The sequence below is a fragment of the Peribacillus butanolivorans genome, assembly GCF_001273755.1.
Classification (GTDB): domain Bacteria; phylum Bacillota; class Bacilli; order Bacillales; family DSM-1321; genus Peribacillus; species Peribacillus butanolivorans.
Window position 1 is genome coordinate 387,086 of sequence record NZ_LGYA01000005.1, and the last position, 26,956, is coordinate 414,041.

Here is a 26,956-nt window from a genome sequence, read left to right on the forward strand (position 1 = left end):
AAGGAGGAATTTTTCATGGCAGTAAAAGTTGGAATTAATGGTTTTGGACGTATTGGACGTAATGTATTTCGGGCAGCATTGAGTAATCCTGAGGTAGATATTGTAGCTATTAACGACTTAACAGATGCTAATATGTTAGCGCACCTTCTGCAATATGATTCAATTCATGGCTCTCTTAATGAAAAAGTAACAGTGGATGGGGATTACTTAGTTGTTGATGGTCATAAGGTTAAAGTATTGGCTGAACGTGATCCTGCACAGTTAGCATGGGGAGAACTAGGAGTAGAAGTAGTTGTAGAATCTACAGGACGTTTTACAAAACGTTCCGATGCTGCTAAACATTTAGAAGCTGGCGCGAAAAAAGTTATTATTTCAGCTCCTGCATCTGATGAAGATATCACGATCGTTATGGGTGTAAACGAAGACAAATATGATGCAGAAAACCACCACGTTATTTCAAATGCTTCTTGTACGACAAACTGTTTAGCTCCATTTGCTAAAGTACTTCATGAACAATTCGGAATTAAACGCGGTATGATGACTACAGTTCACTCTTATACAAATGATCAGCAAATCCTTGATTTGCCTCATAAAGATTATCGTCGAGCACGTGCAGCGGCTGAAAATATCATTCCTACAACAACTGGGGCAGCAAAAGCTGTTGCACTTGTTCTTCCTGAACTTAAAGGGAAATTGAATGGTATGGCAATGCGTGTACCTACTCCAAACGTATCTGTAGTCGACCTTGTTGCAGAGCTTGAAAAAGATGTAACAGCTGAAGAAGTTAATGCAGCATTTAAAAAAGCATCAGAAGGAGAACTAAAAGGAATTCTTGATTACAGCGAACTTCCTCTAGTATCAGGTGACTATAACGGTAACGCATCATCTTCTACAATTGATGCTCTTTCCACGATGGTAATGGAAGGAAACATGGTAAAAGTATTATCTTGGTATGATAATGAAACAGGATATTCTAGCCGTGTTGTAGATTTAATCGACTATTTGGCTAAAAAAGGATTGTAATTAGAATATTAAAAAAAACCTCACCAAGGTGAGGTTTTTTTAATAACACCTCTAAAAAAACTTGGCAGAAGATGATATTATTAGTAAGTCATTAAACAGTCAAGCGTTTACATTTCTTGTTTTTGGATAATTTCCTGGAAACCGACTATAATGAAAAAGAGAAAAGGGGAGTTGGGATATTTACCCTCTCCCTTTTTGACTAAAAGAATCAAAAATATGATAACAATATCTAAGGGGGTTCTTGGATTATGAATAAAAAGTCGATTAGAGATATTGAATTAAAGGGGAAACGCGTATTTTGCCGTGTTGATTTCAACGTTCCGATGCAGGACGGAAAGATTTCGGATGATACGAGAATAAAAGCTGCACTGCCGACGATTTCCTATCTGACAGAACAAGGTGCTAAAGTTATTTTAGCCAGCCACCTTGGTCGTCCAAAGGGACAAGTTGTTGAAGAATTGCGCTTAGCTCCTGTTGCGGAAAGACTAAGTGAACTTAGTGGCAAAGATGTACAAAAGGCTGAAGAAGCTTACGGGGAGTCAGTTCAATCAATCATTGATAACATGGGAAATGGCGAGATTCTATTATTGGAAAACGTTCGTTTCTATCCTGGTGAGGAGAAGAACGATCCTGAATTAGCGAAGTCATTTGCTGCATTGGCTGATGTTTATGTAAATGATGCATTCGGAGCTGCGCACCGTGCACATGCTTCAACGGAAGGGATAGCCCATCATCTTCCTGCTGTTGCTGGATTGTTAATGGAAAAAGAGCTTGCGGTATTAGGAAAAGCTCTATCCAATCCAGAACGTCCTTTTACAGCTATAATTGGGGGAGCAAAGGTAAAGGATAAAATAGGTGTTATCGAGAACCTGTTGGAAAATGTCGATCACTTGATTATTGGTGGTGGATTAGGTTATACATTTATTAAAGCACAAGGTCATGAAATCGGTAATTCTTTATTAGAAGAAGACAAAATCGAGCTGGCTAAATCTTTCATTGAGAGTGCGAAAGAAAAAGGCGTACAACTGCATTTGCCGATTGATGCTGTTGTAGCAGCAGAATTTTCACCTGATGCAGAAGCCCAGAATGTCGATATTGATGCTATCCCAAATGATAAAATGGGGCTTGATATTGGACCTAAAACAAGTGAATTATTTGCAGATGTAATCAAGGGCTCTAAGTTAGTAATTTGGAATGGACCAATGGGTGTATTTGAATTCGATAAATTTGCGAATGGAACGAGAACTGTTGCTGAAGCATTGGCGGAAGCAAAAGATACTTACAGCATTGTAGGCGGCGGGGATTCTGCTGCAGCTGCTGAAAAGTTTGGCTTAGCAGAAAAGATGTCCCATATATCAACTGGTGGCGGTGCTTCTCTGGAGTTTATGGAAGGCAAAGAGCTTCCTGGCGTAGTAGCCTTGAACGATAAATAAGAGTGAACCGTTAATAATATCAACTTTAGAAGGGATGAGAAACCAAATGCGAAAACCGATTATTGCAGGAAACTGGAAAATGAATAAAACACTATCTGAAGCGACTGCCTTTTTAGAAGAAGTGAGCAATTTGATTCCGAAGCAAGATTTAATCGATTCAGTTGTATGTGCTCCAGCTTTATTTTTGGATCAACTTGTTCAAGCAGCAAAAGGAACCGATGTGAAAATCGGCGCGCAAAACATGCACTTTGAAGAAAATGGTGCCTTCACAGGAGAAATCAGTCCAATTGCTTTGGCTGATCTTGGTGTATCATATGTCATTCTTGGTCATTCTGAACGCCGGGAAATGTTCAATGAAACGGATGAAGCCGTAAATAAAAAAGCTCATGCTGCTTTTGCAAATCAGTTAACGCCTATCATTTGTTGTGGTGAAACACTTGAGCAGAGGGAAGCTGGAGAAACGAATGATTTCGTTGGTAGCCAGATTGAAAAAGGCCTTGCGGGGCTATCTGATGACCAATTGAAACAAGCCGTTATTGCTTATGAGCCGATTTGGGCGATTGGAACAGGGAAATCTTCATCTGCTCAGGATGCAAATGAAGTTTGTGCACATATCCGCTCAGTTGTTGCTGATAAGTTTTCTAACGAAGCAGCGGCAGCCATTCGCATTCAGTACGGCGGCAGTGTGAAGCCTGAGAATATCAAAGAGTACATGGCACAGCCTGATATTGACGGTGCATTGGTAGGCGGGGCAAGCTTGAAAACCGATTCCTTTTTACAATTGCTGGAGGCTGGTCACTATGAGTAAGTCGCCAGTGGCACTTATCATCTTAGACGGTTTTGGCTGCCGCAATGAAGAAGAAGGAAATGCTGTTTTTCATGCAAAAAAACCGAACTTTGATCGTTATTGGGACCAGTATCCGCATTCCCATTTAACTGCAAGCGGGGAAGCTGTCGGCTTGCCTGCTGGTCAAATGGGGAACTCTGAAGTGGGTCACTTGAATATAGGGGCCGGACGGATCGTTTATCAAAGTCTGACCCGTGTGAACCTAGCAATTCGTGAAGGAGAGTTTGCAGAAAACCAAACTTTGCTTGATGCCATGAACCATACCAAGAAAAAAGGTACAGACCTTCATCTGTTTGGTCTCCTTTCAGATGGCGGTGTGCACAGTCATATTGAACATATGTATGCCCTGCTGAAATTGGCGGCTAAAGAAGGAGTTAAAAACGTATATGTTCATGCATTTTTAGATGGACGGGATGTTGGACCGAAAACGGCACAAGGTTATATTAAGGATGCGGAAGCGAAAATGAAGGAAATTGGTGTTGGTCAGTTCGCGACCATATCCGGACGATATTATTCCATGGACCGTGATAAACGCTGGGAGCGTGTGGAAAAATCCTATCGTTCAATGGTGTACGGTGATGGACCTGCTTACCCTTCTGCGATGGAATGTGTAGAAGACTCTTACGAACATGGTATTTTTGATGAGTTCGTGATACCTTCAGTCATTACAGCGGAAGATGAGAAACCGGTAGCGACCATAAAAGATGATGATGCGGTTATTTTTTATAACTTCCGTCCAGACCGGGCAATTCAGATTTCAAATACGTTTACGAATAAGGATTTTCGATCATTTGACCGTGGTCCAGGTCATCCGAATAATCTGCATTTTGTCTGCTTGACACATTTTTCAGAAACTGTTGACGGATATGTTGCTTTTAAGCCAACAAATCTTGATAATACATTAGGAGAAGTACTTTCTCAAAATCAACTAACCCAGCTTCGCATTGCTGAAACTGAAAAGTATCCTCATGTGACATTTTTCATGAGCGGCGGACGTGAAGAGAAGTTTCCTGGAGAAGAGAGAATTTTAATTAATTCTCCGAAAGTTGCTACATATGATTTAAAGCCAGAAATGAGTGCCTATGAAGTCACGGATGCGTTGTTGGAACAAATTGAGGCGGACCGGTTTGATGCTATTCTCTTGAATTTTGCCAACCCGGATATGGTCGGCCATTCAGGGATGCTGGAGCCGACTATTAAAGCGATTGAAACCGTGGATGAATGCCTAGGTAAAATTGTCGATCTAATCGTCTCAAAAGGCGGAACAGTAATCATAACCGCTGACCATGGGAATGCTGATGAAGTTGTAACGCTTGAAGGCGACCCCATGACAGCCCATACAACAAATCCTGTGCCTGTCATTATCACTAAAAATCAGGTAACATTAAGAACAGGTGGTATCCTAGGTGATTTAGCTCCAACGATGCTTGATTTGCTTGGAGTCGAAAAACCTGTTGAAATGACAGGGAAATCCCTATTATCTAAATAAAATTGTGAATTGGAAAAGGAGAGATTTATAATGCCGTACATCGAACATGTATATGCACGCGAAGTACTAGATTCTCGTGGTAATCCAACAGTAGAAGTAGAAATCCAAACAGAGTCCGGATACTTCGGACGAGCAATTGTACCATCAGGTGCTTCCACAGGAGAACACGAAGCAGTTGAGCTTCGTGACGGAGATAAATCTCGTTACCTGGGTAAAGGGGTACAAAAAGCAGTTGATAATGTAAATGAGATCATTGCTGAAGCTGTTATCGGTTTGGATGTAACAAACCAAGCAGGCCTTGACCTTACCATGATTGAACTGGATGGTACAGAAAACAAAGGAAACTTGGGAGCTAATGCAATCCTTGGTGTATCAATGGCTGCTGCCCACGCTGCTGCGGAATTTTCCGGTTTACCATTGTATCGTTACCTTGGAGGGTTCAATGCAAAACAACTTCCAACTCCAATGATGAACATCATTAACGGTGGATCACATGCCGATAACAATGTCGACTTCCAGGAATTTATGATTCTTCCTGTCGGTGCTCCTAGCTTCAAAGAAGCAGTTCGTATGGGTGCTGAAGTATTCCATGCCTTAAAATCTGTTCTTTCTGCTAAAGGCCTGAACACGGCTGTAGGTGATGAAGGAGGATTTGCGCCAAACCTTGGTTCAAACCGTGAAGCGTTACAAGTCATTATCGAGGCAATTGAAAAAGCAGGCTACAAAGCAGGCGAAGATATCTACCTTGGTATGGACGTAGCTTCATCTGAATTCTATAACAAAGAAACAGGCAAATACGATCTTGCAGGCGAAGGCCGCAATGGAGTAACATCCGAAGAAATGGTTGCTTTCTATGAAGAGCTAGTGAATGAATTCCCGATTCTTTCTATTGAAGACGGCTTGGATGAAAATGACTGGGATGGACACAAACTTTTAACTGAACGCATAGGTTCAAAAGTTCAATTAGTGGGTGACGATTTATTTGTAACCAACACGAAAAAATTGGCTGAAGGCATCGAAAAAGGCATCGGCAACTCCATCCTGATCAAAGTGAACCAAATTGGTACACTAACTGAGACGTTTGATGCGATCGAAATGGCAAAACGCGCTGGTTACACTGCAGTCGTTTCCCACCGTTCAGGTGAAACAGAAGATGCTACAATCGCTGACATCGCTGTTGCAACAAACGCAGGGCAAATCAAAACGGGATCTATGTCTCGTACAGACCGTATCGCTAAATACAACCAACTTCTTCGCATCGAAGACCAGCTTGGTGACTTGGCTGTATATGGTGGCTTGAAATCTTTCTATAACTTGAAGAAGTAATTATTTTGAAGTCCGCTTCTGACGAGAAGCAGATTTAATTAGTACAGATTAATGCTTTTGACCTTCTATTTAAATGTGGTAATTCACATTTAAATAGGGGGTTTTTTATTATAAAGGATTTTTGAAGGAGTTCATGATAGAAATAAATAACTGGAAAGAATATTATCTAGTGGAAAAAGAATTTGGTGACACATTAATATATGTTTCTATTAAAGATATTAAACCTGATGAAGTTATTAAATACATTATGACGTTGTTAAATGGAAAAAGAGACGCGTATATAGGTTTTTATAAAAAAGTAGGAGATGAAAATCTTCTTCTTTTTTATTTCAATTGACATTAATAGATTTGGCAAAGGGAACTAGGTGGATTTCATGAAATCACATGCAATCGACCAACTTCTTCGCATTGAAGACCAGCTTGGTGATCCTGCGGCTTGAAATCTTTCTATAACTTGAAGAAGTAATCTTCTAAAAAAGGCTGACTCTAAAATTCGTTGAAAGACGATAATACTGAGCCAGCTTTTTAATGAAAACCTTAATAACATTGGGTTCAAGCCTGATAAATAGATTTAATCAAACGTTTGATTAAATCGAATTCATCCAAAAAAAAGGTGCCGCATCTGGGCACCTTTTTTTATTTATCCGTTACAGCTTGTACGGGAACTGCATTATAGAATTCTTCTAATGTACTATTAGTTTCAAAAATTTCAGCAGCGGTATCAACACCAACATAGCGGATGTGCCATGGTTCGTATTTATAGCCTGTGATGCTTTCCTTGCCTTTTGGATAGCGGATAATATATCCGTATTCATGGGCGTGTTCGGCCAGCCATGTAGCTTCATTTGTGTCGCCGAAGCAGTCTTGAGCAGCGCATGCACCATCATGGGTCGTAACATCAATAGCTAGACCTGTTTCATGCTCGCTTGTTCCGGGCAGAGCACTGTAGGTTTTAGCTTTTTCTTCCCCATCTCTTTTCACATAGTTATTAAAGATAGAGATTTGTGTTTGGTGTGAGCGGTAGGCAGAGACGCCAGCTAAATGCATGTTTTCTTTTTCAGCAGCTTGGAACATTTTTTCAAGAGCTTCTCCTGCTTCTTTTCGCATCATTCTTTTTTCAATTTTATCTTGAAAGATGAAATCTACTTTTGGATAGAAGAGATCGTCAGGTTTGTAATCTTCCGGCAGACTGTATTGTTTATTGACAAGGACAGGTATGCTTTCCGGTTCGGCCAATGTCTGAAGCCCTTTCTGTGCGGGTTTAACAGTCGTATCGACTTCTACCTGGCGTTGGGCCGATTCATTTGAATCACTTTTCTCATTAGTTTCTGTCTCCGTATCTTGGGAGATCGGCTGTTCTTCTTTTTGCTCTTTTTTATCATCGTTGGATAGGTCAAATGAACATCCAGCTAATAGAATAAAAGTTGAAAGAGCAGTTGCTGCAAATATAGGTTTTAACATATGAAAGGCCCCTTGCTTTTAAAATAAGATTTCCAAAAGATAAAGTTTTTACAATATTACCGGGATAAATAGTCCCTTGTTAATTCACTCTGATATTTATCCAGAAATAATCCAATCCAGACTACCATCAACAAAAAAGGATAATCATTACGGACTGCGGCTTCAACGACTGGTGTAGACCAAAAGTGCGAAAGGAAACCAGATGACATTCTGATTGTCTCAAATGTGACTAGGGCGTGTAGCGATAGCCAGAGAATCGTAAGGGTATTAGTTCCAAACCCAATAACTGCGGCTATGATACTCAGTAAAACAGCTGCTGCCCCCATTAGAAGGACATGGAAGCTTGATTGGAAAAAGTCGATACTGCTATTGGAAAGTCCATTATAAATAATAGCAGTAAAATAAATTGTTGTCGTGATATATGCAGCGAATAATATGTACCGGTTTCCATGATACTTAGCTAGCAACAATAAAAGCGGTGATAGGATGATTAACAGGACACTCATAAGATTGCTACCGCCTGTCCATAAAGAATAACCGGCAACCGCCGAGAATAGGATGGTCAGGAGATCAAGAATCCGAAGTATGGACTTAAACATGGTGACACCTCTTTCTTCTCTTTAAGTAAATTATCTCAAACTTTGATTCAAAAAGAAAACAAGGACTATAAAAGTTTAGAAGTTCTTACCATAAAATCATAACAAAGATTGTAGATATTTATTGGGTGTGGTAAAGTTAAATTAATTGTATTGGTCCTTCAGGAGGTGTAATTGCATGCATGCAATTCTCATAACGCTTTTAGTGATTGTTAGTATCGCTCTTATTGTGACGGTATTGCTTCAATCAGGAAAAAGCGCAGGTTTATCAGGTGCGATTGCCGGTGGTGCTGAACAGTTATTCGGAAAACAAAAAGCACGCGGCTTAGACCTAATTTTACATCGGGCAACGATAGTATTAGCTGTTTTATTCTTTGCTTTAACTTTACTTGTTGCATTCTTTGATGTGTAATGGATCAAAAATGAGTCTAGCTAAATAGCTAGGCTTTTTTCTTTGCACCATAGTTGTATGTATAGATATAGTAATTTTAGCACTTAATGATAAAATACAGAAATTTTTTTGGATGCTATTTACAAATAAAGGAGCTTATAATCATGAAAATCAAGCTGCAACAGCCCTTTACTTTTGAAGGCGGAAAAAGAGCTGTCTTACTTTTACACGGATTTACGGGAAATTCTGCAGATGTACGTATGCTTGGCCGATACTTGGAGAAACAGGGATACACCTGTCATGCCCCACACTATAAAGGACATGGTGTGCCACCAGAGGAATTGGTAAAAACGGGTCCTGCTGATTGGTGGAAAGATGTCATGATGGCCTATGATTTTTTAAAAAGAAAAGGCCATGAAGAAATTGCTGTTGCTGGACTCTCATTAGGAGGCGTATTTTCTCTGAAATTAGGTTACACTGTACCTATAAAGGGTATCGTATCAATGTGTGCGCCTATGTATATTAAAAGTGAAGAAATGATGTATAAAGGAGTATTGGAGTACGCCAGAGAATTTAAGAAGTACGAAGGGAAAACACAAGAACAAATAGAGCAGGAAATGGACCGCTTTGCTGACAAACCTATGAATACATTGAAAGCTCTTCAGGAATTGATAACTGATGTACGAGAGCACGTCGATCATATCTACACGCCGACATTTGTCGTGCAGGGTCGGCATGATGATGTAATCAATCCGAAAAGTGCCGATATTATTTATGAAGCTATCGAATCACCTGTTAAACAAATCAAGTGGTATGAAGAATCCGGTCATGTCATAACCCTTGATAAAGAACGTAACCAGTTGCATGAAGATGTATTTGAATTTTTAGAAAGTCTGGATTGGTCCGAATAACAAATTTATCATACCCTGAATAGGAGGGGTTTTATGGAAGATAACATTCAAGAACACATAAACAAGCTTTTGACGTATATGACAGACGAAGCGTATAAGCCATTAACAGTACAAGAACTTGAAGAGGCTCTAAAAATCGAAGACTCAGCAGACTTCAAGAATTTCGTGAAGGCGCTAGTTAAGATGGAAGAAAAGGGATTGGTAGTCAGAACGAGAAGCAATCGTTACGGTCTGCCGCAAAAAATGAACTTATTTCGCGGTAAGTTAACAGGACATGCTAAGGGCTTCGCATTTGTTACACCTGAAGATAATCCAGGAATGGATGATATTTTCATTCCGCCAAATGAAACAGGTACAGCAATGCATGGAGATATCGTCATGGTCCGTGTTTCTTCAGAAACATCTGGCTCAAGACAAGAAGGTACAGTGATTAGAATACTTGAACGCGGAATTACACAAGTAGTCGGTACATACTCCGAGAGTAAAAGTTTTGGTTTTGTCATCCCAGATGATAAAAAAATTGCGAATGATATTTTCATTCCACAGCATGCTTCTCATGGAGCGGTAGAGGGTCATAAGGTTGTTGTTAAGCTGACTTCTTATCCTGAAGGACGTGTAAGTGCAGAAGGAGAAGTCATTGAAATTCTTGGGCATAAGAATGACCCTGGCGTGGATATTCTGTCAGTAATTCATAAATATGGTTTGCCAATGGAGTTCCCTGAAGAAGTCATGGAGCAAGCTAATGCCGTTTCGGATACCATTGAAGAAAGTGAAATTGGCAACCGCAGGGATTTGCGTAATGATGTATTAGTAACGATAGATGGAGCGGATGCGAAGGACTTGGATGATGCTGTTACGGTTTCTAAACTTGAAAATGGCAATTACAAGTTGGGTGTACATATTGCTGACGTAAGCCATTATGTGAAGGAAGGTTCACCGATCGATAAGGAAGCTCTTGAAAGAGGTACGAGCGTTTATTTGGTGGACAGGGTTATTCCTATGATTCCGCATCGTTTATCGAATGGTATTTGTTCTTTGAACCCTCAAGTTGATCGTTTTACACTATCGTGTGAAATGGAAATCACGCCAAATGGCGATGTCGTCAATCATGAAATTTTTGAAAGTGTCATTAAAACGACGGAACGAATGACTTATGGCAATGTGAACAAAATTCTTGTGGACAAAGATGAAGAACAACTCGAACGCTATGAAGCGCTGGTACCTATGTTCCAGGACATGGAGAAGTTAGCGGCCATTCTTCGTAAAAAGCGGATGAACCGCGGTGCAATCGACTTTGATTTTAATGAAGCGAGAGTCGTTGTGGATGAAGAAGGACATCCCACTGAAGTTGTATTACGTGAAAGATCAGTTGCGGAAAAGCTGATTGAAGAGTTCATGCTTGCAGCTAACGAAGCTGTTGCAGAGCATTTCCATCGTCTTGATGTACCTTTCATTTACCGTATTCATGAGGATCCGAAACCTGAAAAACTGCAGCGTTTCTTTGAATTCATTACGAACTTCGGATATATTGTTCGAGGATCGGCCAATGATGTTCATCCAAAGGCTTTACAGGAAATCATTGAGGCTGTTGCTGGAAAACCGGAAGAAACGGTTATTTCAACCGTAATGCTTCGTTCAATGCAACAGGCTAAATATGATCCGGAGAGTTTGGGTCACTTTGGCTTATCAGCTGAGTTTTATACCCATTTCACATCACCGATACGCCGTTACCCGGATTTAATCGTGCATCGTTTAATTCGGACCTATTTGGTGGAGGGTAAACTAGATCAAGCTACCAAGGGAAAGTGGAATGCCATTTTACCTGAGATTGCCGATCATACGTCGAAGCGCGAACGTCGCTCAGTCGATGCTGAGCGGGAAACCGATGATTTGAAGAAAGCAGAGTACATGCTTGATAAAATTGGTGAAGAATACACCGGTATCATTGGATCTGTTACGAACTTCGGAATGTTTGTTGAGCTGCCGAATACCATTGAGGGGCTTGTTCATGTCAGCTTTATGACGGATGATTATTACCGCTTTGATGAGCGTCAGCTTGCGATGATCGGGGAACGAACAGGTAAGGTATTCCGGATTGGCGATGAGATAGACATACGTGTTTCCAACGTGAATAAAGAGGAACGGGCCATTGATTTTGAAATCATCGGCATGAAAGTTAGCCGTCCTCGTCCTTCTGGGGAGAAGAAAATATTCAAGGCTAATTCAGGTGAGCGTAAACGAGGCCGCGGTGGTAATTCGGGCCGTAACGAAAGCAAAGGCGGAAGCCGTGGAGGCAATCGCAATAGTGATTCGTCTTCTTCAGAAAGAAAACCGAAAAAGAAGAAAAAATTCTTTGAAAATGCGCCCGCTGCTAAGCGCAAAAGAAAACCTAAAAAGAGATAAGATTGAGGAGAGAGGATGATCCAGTCATCCTCTCCCTGATTGGATGATAAAGGGGAGAGTTAGATGCCAAAAGGCTCAGGGAAGCAATTAGCACAAAATAAAAAAGCATTTCATGATTTCTTTATTGAAGATACCTTTGAAGCAGGAATTGTTTTGCAAGGGACAGAAATCAAATCGATTCGGGCTGGAAAAGCCAATTTAAAGGATTCCTTTGCCAAAATTGAAAACGGCGAATTGTATCTACATAATATGCATGTCAGCCCTTATGAGCAAGGAAACCGTTACAATCATGATCCATTACGGACACGAAAACTTCTCCTGCACAAAAAGGAAATTAATAAGCTTATTGGGGAAACGAAAGAAACAGGATACACAATTGTACCCTTGAAAATGTATTTGAAAAATGGCTTTGCCAAGGTTTTAATTGGGCTGGGTAAAGGGAAGAAACAATATGACAAGCGTGAAGACCTGAAGAAGAAGGAAGCGAAACGTGATATTGAACGTGCTTTTCGCGACAGACAGAAGATGTAGAACTGCCAAGACCTTACAATTGATTTTTTAAATGAATCTGTTATAATTAATCCTGTACCGATGACAACTGAATATCAGCACAACTTGCTGACTATTCTTTTCTCGTACGCTCCATTTTAATCATGGGGACGTTACGGATTCGACAGGGATAGTTCGAGCTTAAGTTGCGAGTCGAGGGGATCGGCCTCGTTAAAACGTCAACGCCTATAACTGGCAAACAAAACAACAACCTAGCTTTCGCTGCGTAACAACAGTCGATAGCTGTTCCTCCCTCCATGGCCCACGTGGTAGGGTAAGGGACTCACTCTAAGTGGGATACGCCGGAATCCACCGTCTGAGGATGAAGGAAGAGACCAATCAGACTAGCTGCTCTGCCGCCTGTCGATAGGCTAATGAGTTCGCGAAATGCGAATATATCGACTACACTCGTAGAAGCTTAAGTGCCGTTATGTCTGGACGTGGGTTCGACTCCCACCGTCTCCACCAATACATATATTGGTGGTTTTTTAATATAACAGGAAGCGTAACTTTTCATAAAATGCGGGGTTATGCTTCCTTTTTTGTTGTGCAATAATATGCTTCCACAAAGTTAACGTTAACTCACTTATTGTGGTTTTATAAAAAAGATTGATCATTTAAAACAAAGTTAGATTATTTAAAATAAAGATTGATAATTTATAATAAAGCAACACTTATTAGGATAGCGTCAGGAAAATGCGGAGTTACAACGTTAAGAAAGTTTTAATGGTCCTTAAAGAATTTAGGGTGATCATTTTCTCTGAATTAATCCCGTAAATTAATATGATCCCATCCTAAAGTAGATATACGATGTAAAAAGACCATTAAAATTACCTAATCCGAGATGAATTATATGGAATTGCAATATCTGAAAAATAACAAAGCATATCTGAGATTTCTCAGATATGCTTTCATTTTAAATACACTAAATAATAATGTTGACTATTTTAGTTATGTGATTCACTTTCGTATTTTTGAATGGCTACTTTTTTAGGCATTAAACATGCAAAAATTAATGCTACAAAAGATACGAATAACATAAATACATAGGCGTCACTTGAGCTGAAGATAGAAGATAATTTCGCTAGTTGTATAGCTGAAATGTCTCCATTTTCAATGGATAACTGAGAAGCATGCGAAGTTGCTTGAATTGTATACACTGTGATGATAACTGCTGTTCCTATAGCACCTGCTAATTGGCGAATGGTATTATTTACTGCTGAACCATGTGAACCCAATTCTTTGGGTAAAGCATTCAGCCCTGCTGTATTTAAAGGCATCGAAATGAAACTTAATCCAATTCGTAAAATAATGGTACGAACCATTAAATACATATAAGTTGTGGATTCGGTCAAATCAATTGCACCCCACATCGAAATAATGATAAATACTAAACCTGTAATAAAGAGTGGTTTCGCCCCGTATTTATCATACATTTTACCTGTGATAGGTGATAAGAAGGCATTAATCACGGCTCCAGGTAATAGAAGTAGACCTGATTCAAATGCGGTAAAACCTCGTCCATTTTGCAAGTAAATTGGTAAAAGAATTAGATCGGCATACATAATCATCGTAATGAGTATGTTAATGACTGATGTAAGAGTGAAAATTTTATACTTAAATACGGATAAATTTAATAATGGATCATTAGACTTTATTTGACGTAAACAGAATAGAGTTGTAACGATTATTCCGATGATGATTGTTGTAATAACAACTGGATGTGTCCATCCTTTGCTTCCTGCACTACTAAATCCAAATAAAATACAACCAAAGCCAATCGTTGATATAATGACACTTACGATATCTAATTTTGCTTTTGTTGTGTCTGCAACATTCATTAAATATTTAAAAGCAAGAATAATGACGATTAATACGAGTGGAGTTAATCCAATAAATAGCCATCTCCATGATACATATTCAATGATAAAGCCAGATATTGTTGGAGCGATGGCTGGGGCAAAAATTATGGCAAAGCCGATAGTTCCCATAATACTTCCACGCTTTTCACTCGGGTATAAATACAAAATAACCGTCATCATTAGTGGCATAATAATTCCTGCCCCAATTGCTTGAATCATTCTTCCTGTTAATAGAATGCTAAAGTTCATGGCACAGGCACATAGCACAGTCCCCATGAACAAAAAGAACATCGAGCTAATAAACAGCTGCCTTGTTGTAAAACGTTTCATTAAAAACGCAGTAATCGGCACTAAAATACCGTTTACGAGCATAAAGCCTGTTGATAGCCATTGTACAGTTGCAGCCGTAACATGAAATACCTCCATAAAATTACTCATTGCTACATTTAATAGTGTTTGATTTAATGTTGATAAAAAACAGCCAGCAATCAGGACCATTAATAAGATTTTTTTATTTTTTTCCGCTATTTCCTTCTGCATTAATAAACTCCTTTATTCTAGACTTGAATTATCGACACCGTGTCGATAAAATCAATAGTAACAAGATATATATTCTTTGACCATGAACAGTTTTTTTAAAAATGTTCACTACTCGACATAAAACATATATGATGTTGAGAAAGTCAAAGGAAAATCTATAAAGGGGGTTAAAAATGTCTACACCTAAAAAAGAAGATCCTCGTACAATTCGTTCAAGAGAAATGTTTAAAAATGCCGTCTTTTCTCTTTTATGTGAGGACCCCACCATTTCAAACTTAACGGTTCAGAAAGTCGCAGCCAAAGCAGAATTAAATCGGACAACATTTTACTTACATTATCAAGATATTCAAGATTTACTAACGCAAATCACCAACGAGATTTCAAATGAGCTTTCTAATAAAATTGTTGATTTAATACATGCAAAAGATTTATCAGAAAAACAAAAGCTAACACAATTTCTTGATTATTTATATATCCATCGAAATTATTTACTTATTATATTTAAAATGAATCAATTTGAGGAGCAATTGTTTTTATTTTTAAAGCAACTAGTAGAAACAAGAAGAAAGAATACCAAAAAGGATTTACCTGCCGACTATGTCGCGGTTGATATTAAAACAGCTTCATTGGTAGGCATCATCATGTGGTGGATAACGAAGGGGCTTCATTTTAGTTCAGATTATATTGCAAATCAAATTTATTTAATGTACAAAGTGCAATGATTCTAAATCATTCATCCATATTATTAATAAACATTGGAATCAGTAAATGATGAAAATTAAAAGGACCATTAAAGTTATTCTCTTACAAGTAAGAGTGTAAAGTAGGAACAAGTAACGAATAAAGCCCAATTCCTCAATTTTAATGCTGAGAAATTGGGCTTTTTATATTGGCATTTCCTTAACGTTGTAAATCCGCATTTTCCTGACGCTTATTAATCGCCAAAAATTAACATCTGGTTTACGAATGTTCACTCTTAAGACCTCCACCTCAAACGGTTCATATTCATAAATAATGAATAACTATCCCTAAGTAAAGAAGAAAGAAAACAATGTCAATTATGGCTGTTACCCTTATTTGCATATACCAATTAATATCAATGGAAAATATTATCATTGATACAAAAATATAAAGGGGAAATTTAAATGAAGTGTCCCCTTTGAAAAGGTTATTTGAAAAAAGGACTAGGCGGCATAAAAAGATGATTTCTGTATTTTACAGGGCCATAGGCGAAGTAGTTTTTCCTTTATTTACCAGTTAAATACCAGCGGTAACCAGTGTTACAAAAAGTTGCCGGTTGTTTCACCCTCCAAAATGTATGACAATTAACGTAACAAAAAAGCAGACAAACACATAGGAGGGAAATAATGAAAAATAAGAGATTGCTACTTTCAATAATTGCATGCATGGCCATTATTTTTTCTGTTGTTACTATTCAGCCTTCTGATTCCAAAGCACAGACAAACAGCCATGATCCAGTTATCTTCATTCACGGAGCCGGCGGTAATAGCGGAAACTTTAACAGCATTAAGAATTACCTGAAAACACAAGGCTGGTCCGATAATGAACTATATGCCATCGAAATGGTGGATAAATCGGGTAATAGCTTGAATAATGCAAGACAGCTAGCTCCTTATGTAGATGAAGTGTTAAAGAAAACAGGAAAGAGTAAGGTTGATATTATTGGACACAGCGCGGGAGGCATCAATACCCTGACTTATATTCTCCTCAATGGCGGCGGAAGTAAGGTAAACGATGTGGTGACGTTGGGTTCTCCAAACAAATTTGTAACATCGAAAGCTCCCGTAGGTACAGATCCTACCCGTAAAATCCGTTATACTTCGATTTACAGTACTAGCGACTATGTTGTACCTACTTCGCTTTCAATACTTCAGGGAGCGAAAAACGTTCAAATTAGCGGTGTAGACCACGTGGGAATGCTCTGGAACAGTAAAGTCAACGAGCTGATTAAAGAAGGTTTGAATGGCGGAGGGACAAATACAAATTAACAAAAGATTCTTATCTTGAACTTAGTTTTTTCAGCAATATTAAACACATACCGCCTAATGCTTTACTAGAATGTTAATCGAAGCCAGAACGAATAACAATAATCTATAAGCATGTAGCACAAAGAAGATGATTTCCTGTATTTAATAGGGGTCATCTTCTTTAAGTTCCATTGATATCTGAAATTGTTATAGTACGTCAGCTATGTAGGACGGACTTGTTAAGCAGGTCCGTTATTGGTCGATATATCAAATAAATTGTAGATAAATAGATGTTTTCGTAGAAATAACTCAATTTTCGTAGATATATCCCGAATTTCGAAGATAAACTACATTTCGAAAGAAAATGCTGCTACCAATTAAAGGGATATCACTTGTTATGTAGAATCAATTGTAAGAAACCTAGATTGGAGTGATAAAATGATTGTAAAAGAACGAAAAGTTCCTCTTTCTATCCTTAAATTACGAGCCTTGGCGCACAGGCTTCCTCAGTCCCATCCTAAAATCCCCTCAATAATGAATGAACTCAAAAAAAGAGAAGCGGGTTTTAAAGGGGAAAGTGCAATTGATTTTCCTTTAAGTTTTCTTGAACCGAAAAACTATTTCATCTTCCACGATTTAAGGTTACAGGATCAATCCCGATTTTTTCAAATGGATACCTTATTAGTATCCAAAAAATTTGCCCTTATTATAGAAGTGAAGAACATAGCTGGTTCAATCTACTTTGATCCACATTTCAATCAACTCATTCGAAAGAAAGAAGGAAAAGAAACGGCATTTCCAGATCCTATTATTCAAGTCAGCCGCCAGGAATCACAGTTAAAGAATTGGTTCTTGAAAAATGGATTTTCGGCGCTGCCCATTCTTTCTTTGGTTGTTATTAGTAATCCACAAACAATCATACGTACGTCTCCTGAAAACCGTAAACTACACTACAAAGTAATCCATCGCGACATGCTTCCCTCTAATATTAATAGGATAGAACAATCTATTAAAAATCCAACATTTTGTGAAAAATAATTCGGGTAATAAATAGGAATCATATCGAAGCAGATTTTTCTGTCTTGGAACGTTATACCCTCAAGCCGGGGGAACTTATCAAGGGAGTCATATGTGAGAATTGCAAGGAGAGCCCGTTATTAAGAAGACATGGTACATGGTTTTGCGACAATTGCCAACTATTAAGTAAGGATGCTCATATCCAAGCATTACAAGATTATTTTTTCCTTATCGGATCGACTATAACCAATCGTCAATTGAGGGAGTTTTTACTTGTTTCATCTTCTGCTAGTGCTACGAGAATATTGCAATCATTGAATCTAACAAGTAGTGGGGCGAATAAGGGGAGAGTATACAGCTTGTCTTTTAATGAGTAAAAAAGAGGCCGACTCTTAAGAGTCAACCTCTGTTCAATTATGCTTGATTGATAATATCTTCTGCTAATGATGTAAAGGTTTCTCCAACGTACGATTCTTCATCAAAGACAGAGGCGTCGTTATTTTCTTTGCGGTTTGAGAATGGGATGGTAGAGATTACTTCAGTTTCAAGTCGTTGTGCCAAAATGGCCCCGCCGCCTTTTCCAAACAGGTAATTCCTCGATCCGTCCTGTTCTTCAAAATAAGCCATGTTCTCAATGACACCCAAGATTTCATGTTGGGTATGTTTGGCCATTGCACCTGCTCTTGAGGCGACAAAAGAGGCGACATTATGCGGCGTAGTAACAACAATTTCCTTAGCTTGAGGGATCATTGCCGCTACGTCGATGGCTACGTCTCCAGTTCCAGGAGGTAAATCAAGCAGCAGGTAATCCAGTTCTCCCCAATGCGTGTTCACAAGGAAGTTTTTTATCCATTTATTAAGCATAGGTCCCCGCCACATAACAGGATTATCATCTGCTGCAAAAAATCCCATGGACATGACCTTCACACCATGACTGACAACGGGAATGACGGTTTGGTCAATCATCGTTGGTTTTTGGCTAATCGCCATCATTGCAGGGACACTGAAGCCATATATATCAGCATCTAAAATGCCCACACGTTTGCCCATTCGTGCTAAAGAGACTGCGAGATTAATCGTAACAGTTGATTTTCCAACGCCTCCTTTACCGCTTGTCACGGCAATGAAGGTCACACCTGAATCAGGGCGAAGCATATTAGGCATACCCGTTTCAGTGGTTGCATTGCTTTTTAGTAATTTCGTCAAGGCTTCTCGTTCTTCTTTAGTCATCGAGCCAAATTGTAAAGACACAGTTGAAGCACCGATGGCTTTCAGTGAGTTTTCAATATCTTCCTGAATCTTCACTTTTAAAGGACAGCCTTGAATGGTTAACACCACTTCTAACTGGATATGGGTACCTTCGATTTTGATATTTCTAACCATATTCAACTCTACAATACTTTTATGCAATTCAGGATCTTCGACATGTTTCAAAGCATCCATGACTTTTTCATGTGTTAGCATTTCATCCATCCTTTTGTTTTCAATATCGTCGTGCATGATAGAAAAAAGACTCAAAAGAAGGATGAACTTCTTTTAAGTCTTAATCTATTTGTTGAGAGAAAGCTTACTTTTGGGGATAGTCACTTGTAAAAAAGGTTCTAAATCTATTCTTTTAGTTCCTTACCCATTCCTTTTAGGAAATGGATGCCAAAACCGATTGCTCGATTTATATCTGGGTCATTTAATGTTTTCATTAAATTCATTACACCAATTTTCTTATCGGTCTGTAGGAATTTGTTGGCTTCATCGACTCCTGCTAGTGCACTGTTAAGTAGTTTTGTAGATTGTGCGGCATCAGCGTTCATCAAGGCTCCTGTTGCTCCCATAAGGGTATTGATTAAATTGGTTACAGGTTGTCTTGTGACTTGTTGAAGAGCGATTTTTGCAATTTGTTCTTTTCCTTGAAGCATGGAATTCGCAGCTTCAAGGACACCTGATTCATTAAGTTCACCGAGGATTTTAAACATATTGTTCAACACATCCTCATTGTTGGTGACAAGCGTTTTTAGTTCTTCGAGTTTTTGTAGCTTTATTTCTTCCTCTGTTATAGGATTATGGATTTCCGTAATTGGAGCTGCCATGAGCTTCACCCTCCTTTAATTATTTATCCGTTAAGTGAACATACCCTGGACGAGCCCACTTACGTTCTACCTCAACACCATTTTGAGGATGACGTTTTTTATTTCGTGGATTAGATCCCGGTAATGGAGTGTCTCCGCTTTTACTTAATACTTCCATGCGAACCATCGTTTGTTTATAAGCAGGCGTACTTGTACGGTTATCATACACAGGACCTGTCAGGAAATTAATGGCTGAATCTTTGTCAACTGAGTTCATCGGTAAGAAAAGCTCATTTGCTTGTACTCGGTCTGTGATAAGAACCTTTAATTTAACGGCTCCGAACGGTGACACTAAGCGTACGAGTCCGCCGTCATTGACTTTCCGTTCTTTTGCAAGCTCAGGAGAAACCTCAACGAATATATCAGGAACTTTAGATTGAATTCCATTGGATTTATTCGTCATATTTCCTTCATGGAAATGTTCAAGCATACGTCCATTGTTGATATGAAGATCATATTCCTCTGGGAACTGAGCAGGCTCCACCCAATCAGATAGAGCAAAACGGGCTTTCTTATCAGGGAAGTTGAAGCCATCCACATAAAGAAGCGGCGTGCTAGTTCCATCATGGCTTCCCCATAGGAAGCTGTTCCAGCCTTCAAGGACTTCATAATTCGCTCCGCTGAATATTGGAGATAGGCTCGCCATTTCCGCATAAATTTCACTTGGATGATTGAAGTTCCAATCCGCTCCTAAGCGTTTAGCAATTTCTTGGGTGATCCACCAGTCTGCTTTAGCTTCTCCTAAAGTAGGCAGTGCTTGGTATAAACGCTGTACGCGACGTTCTGTATTAGTGAACGTTCCGTCTTTTTCAAGAGATGGTACTCCTGGTAATACGACGTCTGCATATTGAGCTGTTCTAGAAAGGAAAATATCTTGAACAACAAAGAAATCTAAGCTTGATAACACCTTATGGACGTGGTTGGCATCGGAATCGACAAGTGCCATATCTTCACCGACAAGGTACATTGCTTTCATATCGCCTTTTTCAATAGCGTGAAGCATTTCGATATTGTTCATACCTGGTTTTCCATCAATTTTTACTCCATATGCTTTTTCGAATTTAGCACGTGCTATATCATCAGAAATATGCTGATATCCTGGAAGCCATGTTGGAAGAGTACCCATATCGCAAGCACCTTGTACATTGTTATGGCCGCGAAGCGGATAAGCTCCAGCTCCTGGACGACGGTAGTTTCCTGTAGCTAGTAAAAGGTTGGAAATCGCAGCGGAAGTATCGGAACCTCCAGTGTTTTGTGTTACACCCATTCCCCAAAGAATACAAGTCCCGTCAGCATCACGAATCATTTCAGCTACTTGAATTAGTGTTTCTTTTGAAATCCCTGTGTTTAGTTCTGCATATTCTAAGGTATATTTCTTAAGTATCTCTTTATAATCGTCGAAGAAGTTCACATTTTCATTGATGAATTCTTGATCATGCCAACCTTGATCGATCATATATTTTGTAACGGCCATTAGCCATACTTGGTCCGTACCTTGCTTTGGTCTCATAAAGATATCAGAACGCTCTGCCATTTCATTTTTACGAAGATCTGAAACAATCAGTTTTTGACCATGAAGCTTATGTGCCCGCTTAACGCGTGTTGCTAGTACAGGATGGCCTTCAGCCGGGTTTGCCCCAACGATAATGACAAGACCTGCTGCGGCGATATCTTTAATCGTTCCAGCATCTCCACCCATGCCGACTGTACGGAACAATCCATCTGTTGCTGGAGATTGACAGTAACGGGAGCAATTGTCGACGTTATTCGTTTCGAAAACTTGACGTGCTAGTTTTTGAATTACATAGTTTTCTTCATTCGTAATCTTAGATGAAGAAATGAAACCTACAGAATTACCTCCGTGCTGTTGTTTGATTGAACCTAATCTAGATGCAATTAAATCAAGTGCTTCATCCCAGCTTGATTCAACAAATTGTCCATTTTTACGAATTAGGGGCTTAGTTAACCGTTTTTCAGAGTTTACGAAGTCCCAACCGAATTTCCCTTTAACACAAGTGGAAATCGCATTAACAGGGCCTTCATGAGTTGGTTGGACTTTAAGGATTTTTCGGCCTTTTGTCCAAACTTCGAATGAGCAGCCTACCCCACAGAACGTACAGACTGTTTTTGTCTTCTTCGTCCGAGTGTCTCGCATTGCTGCTTCAATTTCTGAAATGGCAAAAATACCACTGTAGCCAGGTTCTACTTCTTTAACAAGATCAATCATTGGCTCAAGCATGTCGTTTTTCAAACCTGACATGAAACCAGCTTCACCAAGCATTGATTTCTCCATTAATGCATTACAAGGACAAATGGTTACACACTGTCCGCAACCGACACAAGATGAGTTGTTAATATCTGTTCCTTCATCCCATATTACCCGAGGGCGATCTGCTTCCCAGTCAATGGATAGCGTTTCATTGACCTGAAGGTTTTGGCAGACTTCTACGCATTGTCCGCATGCAATACATTGATTAGCATCATAGCGGTAAAAAGGATGGGACATATCGACGTCACCCAATTTCACTTTCGGTGTGTAAGGATATTTTTGATGTTCAATTTCCATTAATTCTGCGGTGTTATGAAGTTTACAATTTCCATTATTATTATCACATACTGTACAGTATAAAGAATGATTTTCCAGGATCCGGTCCATAGCTTCGGTTTGGGCTTCTTTTGCCTTGCTTGAGTCTAAGGCAATATCCATGCCGCTCACTGCCGCAGTCGAGCAGGATCGGACGAGTTTCCCATTTACCTCTACGATACATGTATCACATGTTTGGATCGGATCTACTTCAGGAACATAACAAATTTGTGGATGAGCTATCTCATTTTGATTGATAACTTCCAGTATTGTTGATCCGGTTTTTGCTTTATAGTCCAAACCATTAATTTTTATAGTAATATTTGAATCGCTCATAATATTTCCCCCTTTTATAGCCGAAAACACGAAAAAAACCACCATGATTACACCTCCGGCTCTGAACGGTGGTGTAAGTCATGGTGGAATAGTTTAATAGCAAAACTTGCCAATATACCAATCCATACCATTTATGTATGGGTATTGAGAAAAGATAGAAACACAACAGTACACTATTGCGTACCCAACTTTTATTACTGATATTATACCTTTTATTTCAAAAAGAAACAATCCTGTATAGGAGCTACCATTTCCAAATTCCTTTCGTTTTTTTTCTTGTTGATTTATGATAAGAAAATTGAGAAGTGTAATTCCGTGAATTGGAGTGAGGGTAATATGTCAAAAGTAATTCATGAATTCAATGATATGATTCGTAAGCTTCGCAAGGAACTATTCGGGAAAGGTCCGGAGCGTATCCACACAGTTTTCGTTGAAAACATGGCCGTCTCAACGTTATACGGGAATTTAACTCCGACGGAAATGTTCATATCAAGCACAGAGGAAGGAAAAGAGATGGTCCATTCAGCCAGAACTAAAATGATTCAGGATGTATACTCGGTGAATCCTCCGGAAGGAATGGAAAAACTGGTTGGAGCTAAACTAGTCCATTTGTTTTCAGATATAAAAGTAAAAGAAAATATAGCGATTTCTGTATTTGTCTTTGATAAGGAAATAGCGGAAAAACTAAACGGGCATTGACCAACCTCTAGAAGATATAGGTTCCTAACATATTAGGTCAATTAGCTCCTAGACATTAAAAGGAGTGGGGACATGAAAGCAATTGAAATGAAGCGGGACATTATCCGTATAGTTAATGGAGAAGTTGAGAGAACAGAAGATACGATCGTGACGGAGTTTCCTGTTACTGTGAAAATAAATGGACAAGAATTTGTTACCATGGTTTGTACACCTGAATACATCGAAGATATGGTCATTGGTTACTTGGCTTCTGAAGGAATTATCAAAAAATATGAAGAAATAAAGGGAATTTGGGTGCAAGAAAAAGAAGGTTTTGTTCATGTGAAAACGGATAAGGTGAACCCATACTACCAGGACTTTCAAAATAAGCGGTATATTACGTCTTGCTGTGGGATGAGCAGGCAAGGATTTGTCTTTGTAAACGATGCACTGACTGCTAAGAAAATGGATAATATTTCAGTAAAGCTTACACCTGATGATTGCTTCCGCTTGATGAAGGATTTGCAAAATTCTGCTGTTACGTTTCAAAATACGGGTGGAGTTCACAATGCTGCGTTATGTGATGTCGATGGCCTCGTCTTAAGTCGGATGGATATTGGGCGGCATAATGCTTTGGACAAAATATATGGATATTGCTTGAAAAATGGTATTTCGATAGAAGGAAAAGCTATCGTGTTCAGTGGCCGGATTTCATCGGAAATTTTATTGAAAGTGGCGAAGATTGGTTGTGAACTTATACTCTCAAAATCTGCTCCAACAGAATTAGCTTTGGAGTTAGCTGAAGGATTAGGAATTACGACGGTCGGATTTATTCGTAATGATTCCATGAATATCTATACATGTCCTGAAAGAATTCAATTAAATGAATAAATGAGCATATTCCTCTTGAATGTTGCCACCCCCCACTAGGGAAAAGGGTGGAGAATTTGCTTAAAGGTAAACAGGTCCTTGCCGGCATGGCTCGGACCTTTTTTTGACTTTGTTAAATAATATATCCTTCAAGCCTTTTGTGGTACAGTTTGGGTAAAACAATTACTGGAAAGTGGTATCGGAGGAAAGTCAATGGATGAAAGGGATTGGCATATTTTAAAGGTTTTATATCAAAAAAAGAATATTACTAAAACCGCGCAAAGTTTATATATCTCGCAACCTTCTTTAACAAAACGAATTCAACAAATTGAGAAAGAATTTAATTTGAAGATTGTGGAGCGGGGAACAAGAGGTGTCCAGTTTACCCCTCAAGGGGAGTACTTGGCGAACTGTGCTGATGAGATGCTGATAAGGCTCCGTCAGATAAAAGAGACTGCGTTTAACATGGGACAGGAGATTAGTGGAACGTTGCGATTGGGAGTTTCCAACTATATTACGCTTCATAAGTTGCCGGGCTTGTTGAAAATTTTTCGTGAACAATTTCCTAAGGTTGATTTTAATGTGACTACGGGTTGGAGTAAGGAAATACTAAACCTCATTTACAAAGAAGAAGTCCATGTTGGGATTGTACGTGGGGACTATCAATGGTCGGAATCAAGGCATCATCTTTTTGAGGAAACGATTTGTATCGCTTCAAAGGAAAAAATTGATATCCAGGACCTGCCATCTTTGCCGAGAATTGATTATGGGACCGACGCTCTTTTAAAATCGATGATTGATAATTGGTGGAGAAGGAATTTCTCCAGGCCCCCTTTGGTTGGAATGGAAGTGGATAAGGGTGATACATGCAAAGAAATGGTCAGGAATGGGCTAGGATATGGGATTCTTCCAAGCGTCTTACTGGAGAAAGACCAAAATCTATTTCAGATTAATTTGAAGGATGAACAAGGAGATACACTTATTAGAGATACTTGGATGTTATATCATGAAAAGACGCTAGAATTAAAGCTGGTCAATGAGTTTGTCCAATTTGTTAAGAGTGTCGATTTTATGAGAGATATTTAGATAAAGCACAGAAACTTCTGTGCTTTTTTTTATCATTCCTTTTTTGAATAGCCAACGATAATTTATTCGTATTTTAATTATGGGTTCATCCACATTATGATGTATGAGAGAAGTGAATCTACAGGATATTTCCTTTTGAAATGGAGAGGTAGTAATATGAGTGTTTTGTTTCTAATTTTATTGAATGTCATTGTACCTGTCTTTTTTCTAATAGGAGCGGGGGCATTTCTTCATCGTAAATTCCATCTGGATATGAACACGTTGTCTAAATTGAACAATTTCCTGCTTATGCCGGCCATTAGCTTTGTTAATATTTATCAAAGCAAGATGGGAGGGGGGATGATTGTACAAATATTTGGCTTCCTTGCTCTGCAAGCTGTAAGTCTCATCATAGTAAGTACATTGATTGCTAAACTCGCTAAGTTTGATCAAAGTCTTTCTGCAACTTTTAAAAATAGTGTGGTCTTAAATAACTCAGCCAATTTTGGGATGCCAGTCAGCCAGTTGGTGTTTCATAATAATCCTCTTGGGCTATCAATTCAAGTCATCGTTATCATCTTTCAAAATCTACTGACCTATACATATGGATTGATGAATTCCGTTTCCGTTCATACAAAAAGTGCAAAGGGAGCGGTCAGTGAGTTCTTGAAGAACCCTGTTATCTACGCTCTCTTACTTGGTTTCGTTTTACAGGCGACTTCAATTAATATTCCTTTGTTTTTATGGACTCCGATTGATAATATCGCAAGTGCGTTCATAGCGATTGCCTTAATTACACTGGGTGCACAGAGTGCATACTTAAAAATAACTCACTTCCCGCTTCCGCTAATTCTTAGCTTGATTGGCCGTTTAATACTCTCCCCATCTATTGCCTTCCTAATCATTCTCATGCTTGGGCTGGAAGGGACGGTTGCTCAAGGATTATTTATAGCAAGCTCATTTCCAACATCAAGAAACAGTGCGTTATTTGCTTTAGAATATGGTAACCATCCGGAGTATGCGGCACAGGCCGTCTTGATGTCCACTTTATTCAGCAGTATTACGGTAACGTTGGTCGTATATCTATCAAAAATTCTATTCTAGTTGGACTGCTCTTAATGGGCAGTCTACAGTTTTTTTTAAGTGTTTGTAAAATTCGAACCTTGATTGGAACGTAAGGCACTCGCTTTCCGCGGGCGGTCCGGGAGCCTCCTCGGCGCTCTTTGCGCCTGCGGGGTCTCCCTTCGACACGCTTTTCCCGCAGGAGTCTCGCACCTTCCATTCCAATCACTTTGTTTAATTTAGATAGACCCCCTTTAGTCTACAAACTGGGACTGCTCTGAAGGAGCAGTCTTTTCCCCTTTTCCTGCTATAAAACTTTATGAACAATATGGATATTATGGAATTTATGTTTTTTAGGTGAATAATTAAAGAAAAGGTATAAATTTTTGTAAAATTAAGAAA

Annotated in this window: 23 protein-coding genes, 1 other RNA gene and 1 pseudogene; 18 read left to right on the forward strand and 7 right to left on the reverse strand. The window is 39.1% G+C overall.

Annotated elements, in window-relative coordinates; genetic code table 11:
* Positions 1–15: 15 nt before the first annotated feature.
* The 6 genes from gap (at position 16) to AKG34_RS23850 (ending at position 6,455) form a co-directional block, all read left to right on the forward strand.
* A complete protein-coding gene (gene gap, locus AKG34_RS23825) occupies positions 16–1,023 on the forward strand; it encodes a type I glyceraldehyde-3-phosphate dehydrogenase (RefSeq protein WP_053348615.1) in 1,008 nt (335 codons plus the stop codon).
* A 248-nt stretch (positions 1,024–1,271) separates the two neighbouring features.
* Positions 1,272–2,456, forward strand: coding sequence for a phosphoglycerate kinase (locus AKG34_RS23830; protein ID WP_053348616.1), 1,185 nt, complete (start codon positions 1,272–1,274; stop codon positions 2,454–2,456).
* 46 nt (positions 2,457–2,502) lie between these two features.
* Positions 2,503–3,264: a triose-phosphate isomerase gene (tpiA, locus tag AKG34_RS23835; protein WP_053348617.1), complete on the forward strand. Its 762-nt coding sequence runs from the start codon at positions 2,503–2,505 to the stop codon at positions 3,262–3,264.
* Positions 3,257–4,792, forward strand: coding sequence for a 2,3-bisphosphoglycerate-independent phosphoglycerate mutase (gpmI, locus tag AKG34_RS23840; RefSeq protein ID WP_053348618.1), 1,536 nt, complete (start codon positions 3,257–3,259; stop codon positions 4,790–4,792). Before tpiA ends, gpmI begins: the two co-directional genes overlap by 8 nt.
* 30 nt (positions 4,793–4,822) lie before the next feature.
* Positions 4,823–6,118, forward strand: a complete 1,296-nt coding sequence (gene eno, locus AKG34_RS23845; RefSeq protein ID WP_053348619.1) for a phosphopyruvate hydratase — start codon at positions 4,823–4,825, stop codon at positions 6,116–6,118.
* A 133-nt stretch (positions 6,119–6,251) separates the two neighbouring features.
* On the forward strand, positions 6,252–6,455 hold the full coding sequence (locus AKG34_RS23850) for a hypothetical protein (RefSeq protein WP_053348620.1): 204 nt from the start codon (positions 6,252–6,254) through the stop codon (positions 6,453–6,455).
* A gap of 299 nt (positions 6,456–6,754) precedes the next feature.
* On the opposite strand, the gene AKG34_RS23855 is transcribed toward AKG34_RS23850, so the two are convergent.
* Both AKG34_RS23855 and AKG34_RS23860 read right to left on the reverse strand, forming a co-directional pair.
* Positions 6,755–7,579, reverse strand: coding sequence for a M15 family metallopeptidase (locus AKG34_RS23855; RefSeq protein WP_053348621.1), 825 nt, complete (start codon positions 7,577–7,579; stop codon positions 6,755–6,757).
* Between the two features lie 56 nt (positions 7,580–7,635).
* Positions 7,636–8,178, reverse strand: coding sequence for a hypothetical protein (locus AKG34_RS23860; protein WP_053348622.1), 543 nt, complete (start codon positions 8,176–8,178; stop codon positions 7,636–7,638).
* Between the two features lie 175 nt (positions 8,179–8,353).
* Here AKG34_RS23860 and secG point away from each other — a divergent pair, with 175 nt between their 5' ends.
* The 5 genes from secG to ssrA all read left to right on the forward strand — a co-directional run bounded on the left by secG (position 8,354) and on the right by ssrA (position 12,897).
* Positions 8,354–8,587: a preprotein translocase subunit SecG gene (secG, locus tag AKG34_RS23865; RefSeq protein WP_053348623.1), complete on the forward strand. Its 234-nt coding sequence runs from the start codon at positions 8,354–8,356 to the stop codon at positions 8,585–8,587.
* 143 nt (positions 8,588–8,730) lie between these two features.
* Positions 8,731–9,477 carry an alpha/beta hydrolase gene (locus tag AKG34_RS23870; protein WP_053348624.1) on the forward strand — a complete coding sequence of 249 codons (747 nt, stop codon included), beginning with the start codon at positions 8,731–8,733 and terminating at the stop codon, positions 9,475–9,477.
* A gap of 33 nt (positions 9,478–9,510) precedes the next feature.
* Complete coding sequence (rnr, locus tag AKG34_RS23875) at positions 9,511–11,880, forward strand: ribonuclease R (protein WP_053348625.1); 2,370 nt, start codon at positions 9,511–9,513, stop codon at positions 11,878–11,880.
* 63 nt (positions 11,881–11,943) lie between these two features.
* On the forward strand, positions 11,944–12,411 hold the full coding sequence (smpB, locus tag AKG34_RS23880) for an SsrA-binding protein SmpB (RefSeq protein ID WP_053348626.1): 468 nt from the start codon (positions 11,944–11,946) through the stop codon (positions 12,409–12,411).
* Between the two features lie 124 nt (positions 12,412–12,535).
* Positions 12,536–12,897, forward strand: a transfer-messenger RNA (tmRNA) gene (gene ssrA, locus AKG34_RS27270).
* Positions 12,898–13,376: 479 nt separating this feature from the next.
* Here the strand turns inward: ssrA and AKG34_RS23885 are convergent.
* Positions 13,377–14,831: a DHA2 family efflux MFS transporter permease subunit gene (locus tag AKG34_RS23885; RefSeq protein WP_053348627.1), complete on the reverse strand. Its 1,455-nt coding sequence runs from the start codon at positions 14,829–14,831 to the stop codon at positions 13,377–13,379.
* 173 nt (positions 14,832–15,004) lie between these two features.
* Between AKG34_RS23885 and AKG34_RS23890 the strand changes: the two genes are divergently transcribed.
* Together AKG34_RS23890 and AKG34_RS23895 are read left to right on the forward strand one after the other, a co-directional pair.
* A complete protein-coding gene (locus tag AKG34_RS23890; RefSeq protein ID WP_053348628.1) occupies positions 15,005–15,553 on the forward strand; it encodes a TetR/AcrR family transcriptional regulator in 549 nt (182 codons plus the stop codon).
* A gap of 645 nt (positions 15,554–16,198) precedes the next feature.
* Positions 16,199–16,840 carry an esterase/lipase family protein gene (locus tag AKG34_RS23895; RefSeq protein ID WP_053348629.1) on the forward strand — a complete coding sequence of 214 codons (642 nt, stop codon included), beginning with the start codon at positions 16,199–16,201 and terminating at the stop codon, positions 16,838–16,840.
* Between the two features lie 103 nt (positions 16,841–16,943).
* Here the strand turns inward: AKG34_RS23895 and AKG34_RS29775 are convergent.
* Positions 16,944–17,040, reverse strand: a pseudogene (locus AKG34_RS29775) (IS3 family transposase); the annotation flags it as partial.
* Positions 17,041–17,257: 217 nt separating this feature from the next.
* Here AKG34_RS29775 and AKG34_RS29105 point away from each other — a divergent pair.
* The gene (locus tag AKG34_RS29105) at positions 17,258–17,857 is read left to right on the forward strand and encodes a nuclease-related domain-containing protein (RefSeq protein WP_236695038.1); all 600 of its coding nucleotides are present in this window, start codon (positions 17,258–17,260) and stop codon (positions 17,855–17,857) included.
* A 393-nt stretch (positions 17,858–18,250) separates the two neighbouring features.
* Here the strand turns inward: AKG34_RS29105 and AKG34_RS23905 are convergent, their stop codons facing one another.
* From AKG34_RS23905 to fdhF, 3 genes are all read right to left on the reverse strand, one after another.
* A complete protein-coding gene (locus AKG34_RS23905; protein ID WP_053348630.1) occupies positions 18,251–19,300 on the reverse strand; it encodes a P-loop NTPase in 1,050 nt (349 codons plus the stop codon).
* A gap of 143 nt (positions 19,301–19,443) precedes the next feature.
* Positions 19,444–19,920: a helical membrane plugin domain-containing protein gene (locus AKG34_RS23910; RefSeq protein ID WP_053348631.1), complete on the reverse strand. Its 477-nt coding sequence runs from the start codon at positions 19,918–19,920 to the stop codon at positions 19,444–19,446.
* A 19-nt stretch (positions 19,921–19,939) separates the two neighbouring features.
* The gene (fdhF, locus tag AKG34_RS23915; protein WP_053348870.1) at positions 19,940–22,879 is read right to left on the reverse strand and encodes a formate dehydrogenase subunit alpha; all 2,940 of its coding nucleotides are present in this window, start codon (positions 22,877–22,879) and stop codon (positions 19,940–19,942) included.
* A 336-nt stretch (positions 22,880–23,215) separates the two neighbouring features.
* On the opposite strand from fdhF, the gene AKG34_RS23920 reads away from it, so the two are divergent.
* The 4 genes from AKG34_RS23920 to AKG34_RS23935 all read left to right on the forward strand — a co-directional run bounded on the left by AKG34_RS23920 (position 23,216) and on the right by AKG34_RS23935 (position 26,596).
* Positions 23,216–23,578 (forward strand): Na-translocating system protein MpsC family protein, encoded by a 363-nt coding sequence (locus AKG34_RS23920; RefSeq protein WP_053348632.1) that lies wholly within the window; start codon positions 23,216–23,218, stop codon positions 23,576–23,578.
* A gap of 87 nt (positions 23,579–23,665) precedes the next feature.
* On the forward strand, positions 23,666–24,448 hold the full coding sequence (gene fdhD / locus AKG34_RS23925) for a formate dehydrogenase accessory sulfurtransferase FdhD (protein ID WP_379146533.1): 783 nt from the start codon (positions 23,666–23,668) through the stop codon (positions 24,446–24,448).
* A 192-nt stretch (positions 24,449–24,640) separates the two neighbouring features.
* The gene (locus AKG34_RS23930; RefSeq protein ID WP_053348634.1) at positions 24,641–25,513 is read left to right on the forward strand and encodes a LysR family transcriptional regulator; all 873 of its coding nucleotides are present in this window, start codon (positions 24,641–24,643) and stop codon (positions 25,511–25,513) included.
* Between the two features lie 156 nt (positions 25,514–25,669).
* Entirely contained in the window at positions 25,670–26,596 is a 927-nt protein-coding gene (locus AKG34_RS23935; protein WP_053348635.1) for an AEC family transporter, read from the forward strand.
* Positions 26,597–26,956: the final 360 nt, after the last annotated feature.

Bases quoted from the DNA above. Each gene is read 5' to 3' on its own strand.
- gap (WP_053348615.1), top strand. From the start codon at position 16: ATGGCAGTAAAAGTTGGAATTAATGGTTTTGGACGTATTGGACGTAAT.
- AKG34_RS23830 (WP_053348616.1), top strand. From the start codon at position 1,272: ATGAATAAAAAGTCGATTAGAGATATTGAATTAAAGGGGAAACGCGTA.
- tpiA (WP_053348617.1), top strand. From the start codon at position 2,503: ATGCGAAAACCGATTATTGCAGGAAACTGGAAAATGAATAAAACACTA.
- gpmI (WP_053348618.1), top strand. From the start codon at position 3,257: ATGAGTAAGTCGCCAGTGGCACTTATCATCTTAGACGGTTTTGGCTGC.
- eno (WP_053348619.1), top strand. From the start codon at position 4,823: ATGCCGTACATCGAACATGTATATGCACGCGAAGTACTAGATTCTCGT.
- AKG34_RS23850 (WP_053348620.1), top strand. From the start codon at position 6,252: ATGATAGAAATAAATAACTGGAAAGAATATTATCTAGTGGAAAAAGAA.
- AKG34_RS23855 (WP_053348621.1), bottom strand. From the start codon at position 7,579: ATGTTAAAACCTATATTTGCAGCAACTGCTCTTTCAACTTTTATTCTA.
- AKG34_RS23860 (WP_053348622.1), bottom strand. From the start codon at position 8,178: ATGTTTAAGTCCATACTTCGGATTCTTGATCTCCTGACCATCCTATTC.
- secG (WP_053348623.1), top strand. From the start codon at position 8,354: ATGCATGCAATTCTCATAACGCTTTTAGTGATTGTTAGTATCGCTCTT.
- AKG34_RS23870 (WP_053348624.1), top strand. From the start codon at position 8,731: ATGAAAATCAAGCTGCAACAGCCCTTTACTTTTGAAGGCGGAAAAAGA.
- rnr (WP_053348625.1), top strand. From the start codon at position 9,511: ATGGAAGATAACATTCAAGAACACATAAACAAGCTTTTGACGTATATG.
- smpB (WP_053348626.1), top strand. From the start codon at position 11,944: ATGCCAAAAGGCTCAGGGAAGCAATTAGCACAAAATAAAAAAGCATTT.
- AKG34_RS23885 (WP_053348627.1), bottom strand. From the start codon at position 14,831: ATGCAGAAGGAAATAGCGGAAAAAAATAAAAAAATCTTATTAATGGTC.
- AKG34_RS23890 (WP_053348628.1), top strand. From the start codon at position 15,005: ATGTCTACACCTAAAAAAGAAGATCCTCGTACAATTCGTTCAAGAGAA.
- AKG34_RS23895 (WP_053348629.1), top strand. From the start codon at position 16,199: ATGAAAAATAAGAGATTGCTACTTTCAATAATTGCATGCATGGCCATT.
- AKG34_RS29105 (WP_236695038.1), top strand. From the start codon at position 17,258: ATGATTGTAAAAGAACGAAAAGTTCCTCTTTCTATCCTTAAATTACGA.
- AKG34_RS23905 (WP_053348630.1), bottom strand. From the start codon at position 19,300: ATGCTAACACATGAAAAAGTCATGGATGCTTTGAAACATGTCGAAGAT.
- AKG34_RS23910 (WP_053348631.1), bottom strand. From the start codon at position 19,920: ATGGCAGCTCCAATTACGGAAATCCATAATCCTATAACAGAGGAAGAA.
- fdhF (WP_053348870.1), bottom strand. From the start codon at position 22,879: ATGAGCGATTCAAATATTACTATAAAAATTAATGGTTTGGACTATAAA.
- AKG34_RS23920 (WP_053348632.1), top strand. From the start codon at position 23,216: ATGTCAAAAGTAATTCATGAATTCAATGATATGATTCGTAAGCTTCGC.
- fdhD (WP_379146533.1), top strand. From the start codon at position 23,666: ATGAAGCGGGACATTATCCGTATAGTTAATGGAGAAGTTGAGAGAACA.
- AKG34_RS23930 (WP_053348634.1), top strand. From the start codon at position 24,641: ATGGATGAAAGGGATTGGCATATTTTAAAGGTTTTATATCAAAAAAAG.
- AKG34_RS23935 (WP_053348635.1), top strand. From the start codon at position 25,670: ATGAGTGTTTTGTTTCTAATTTTATTGAATGTCATTGTACCTGTCTTT.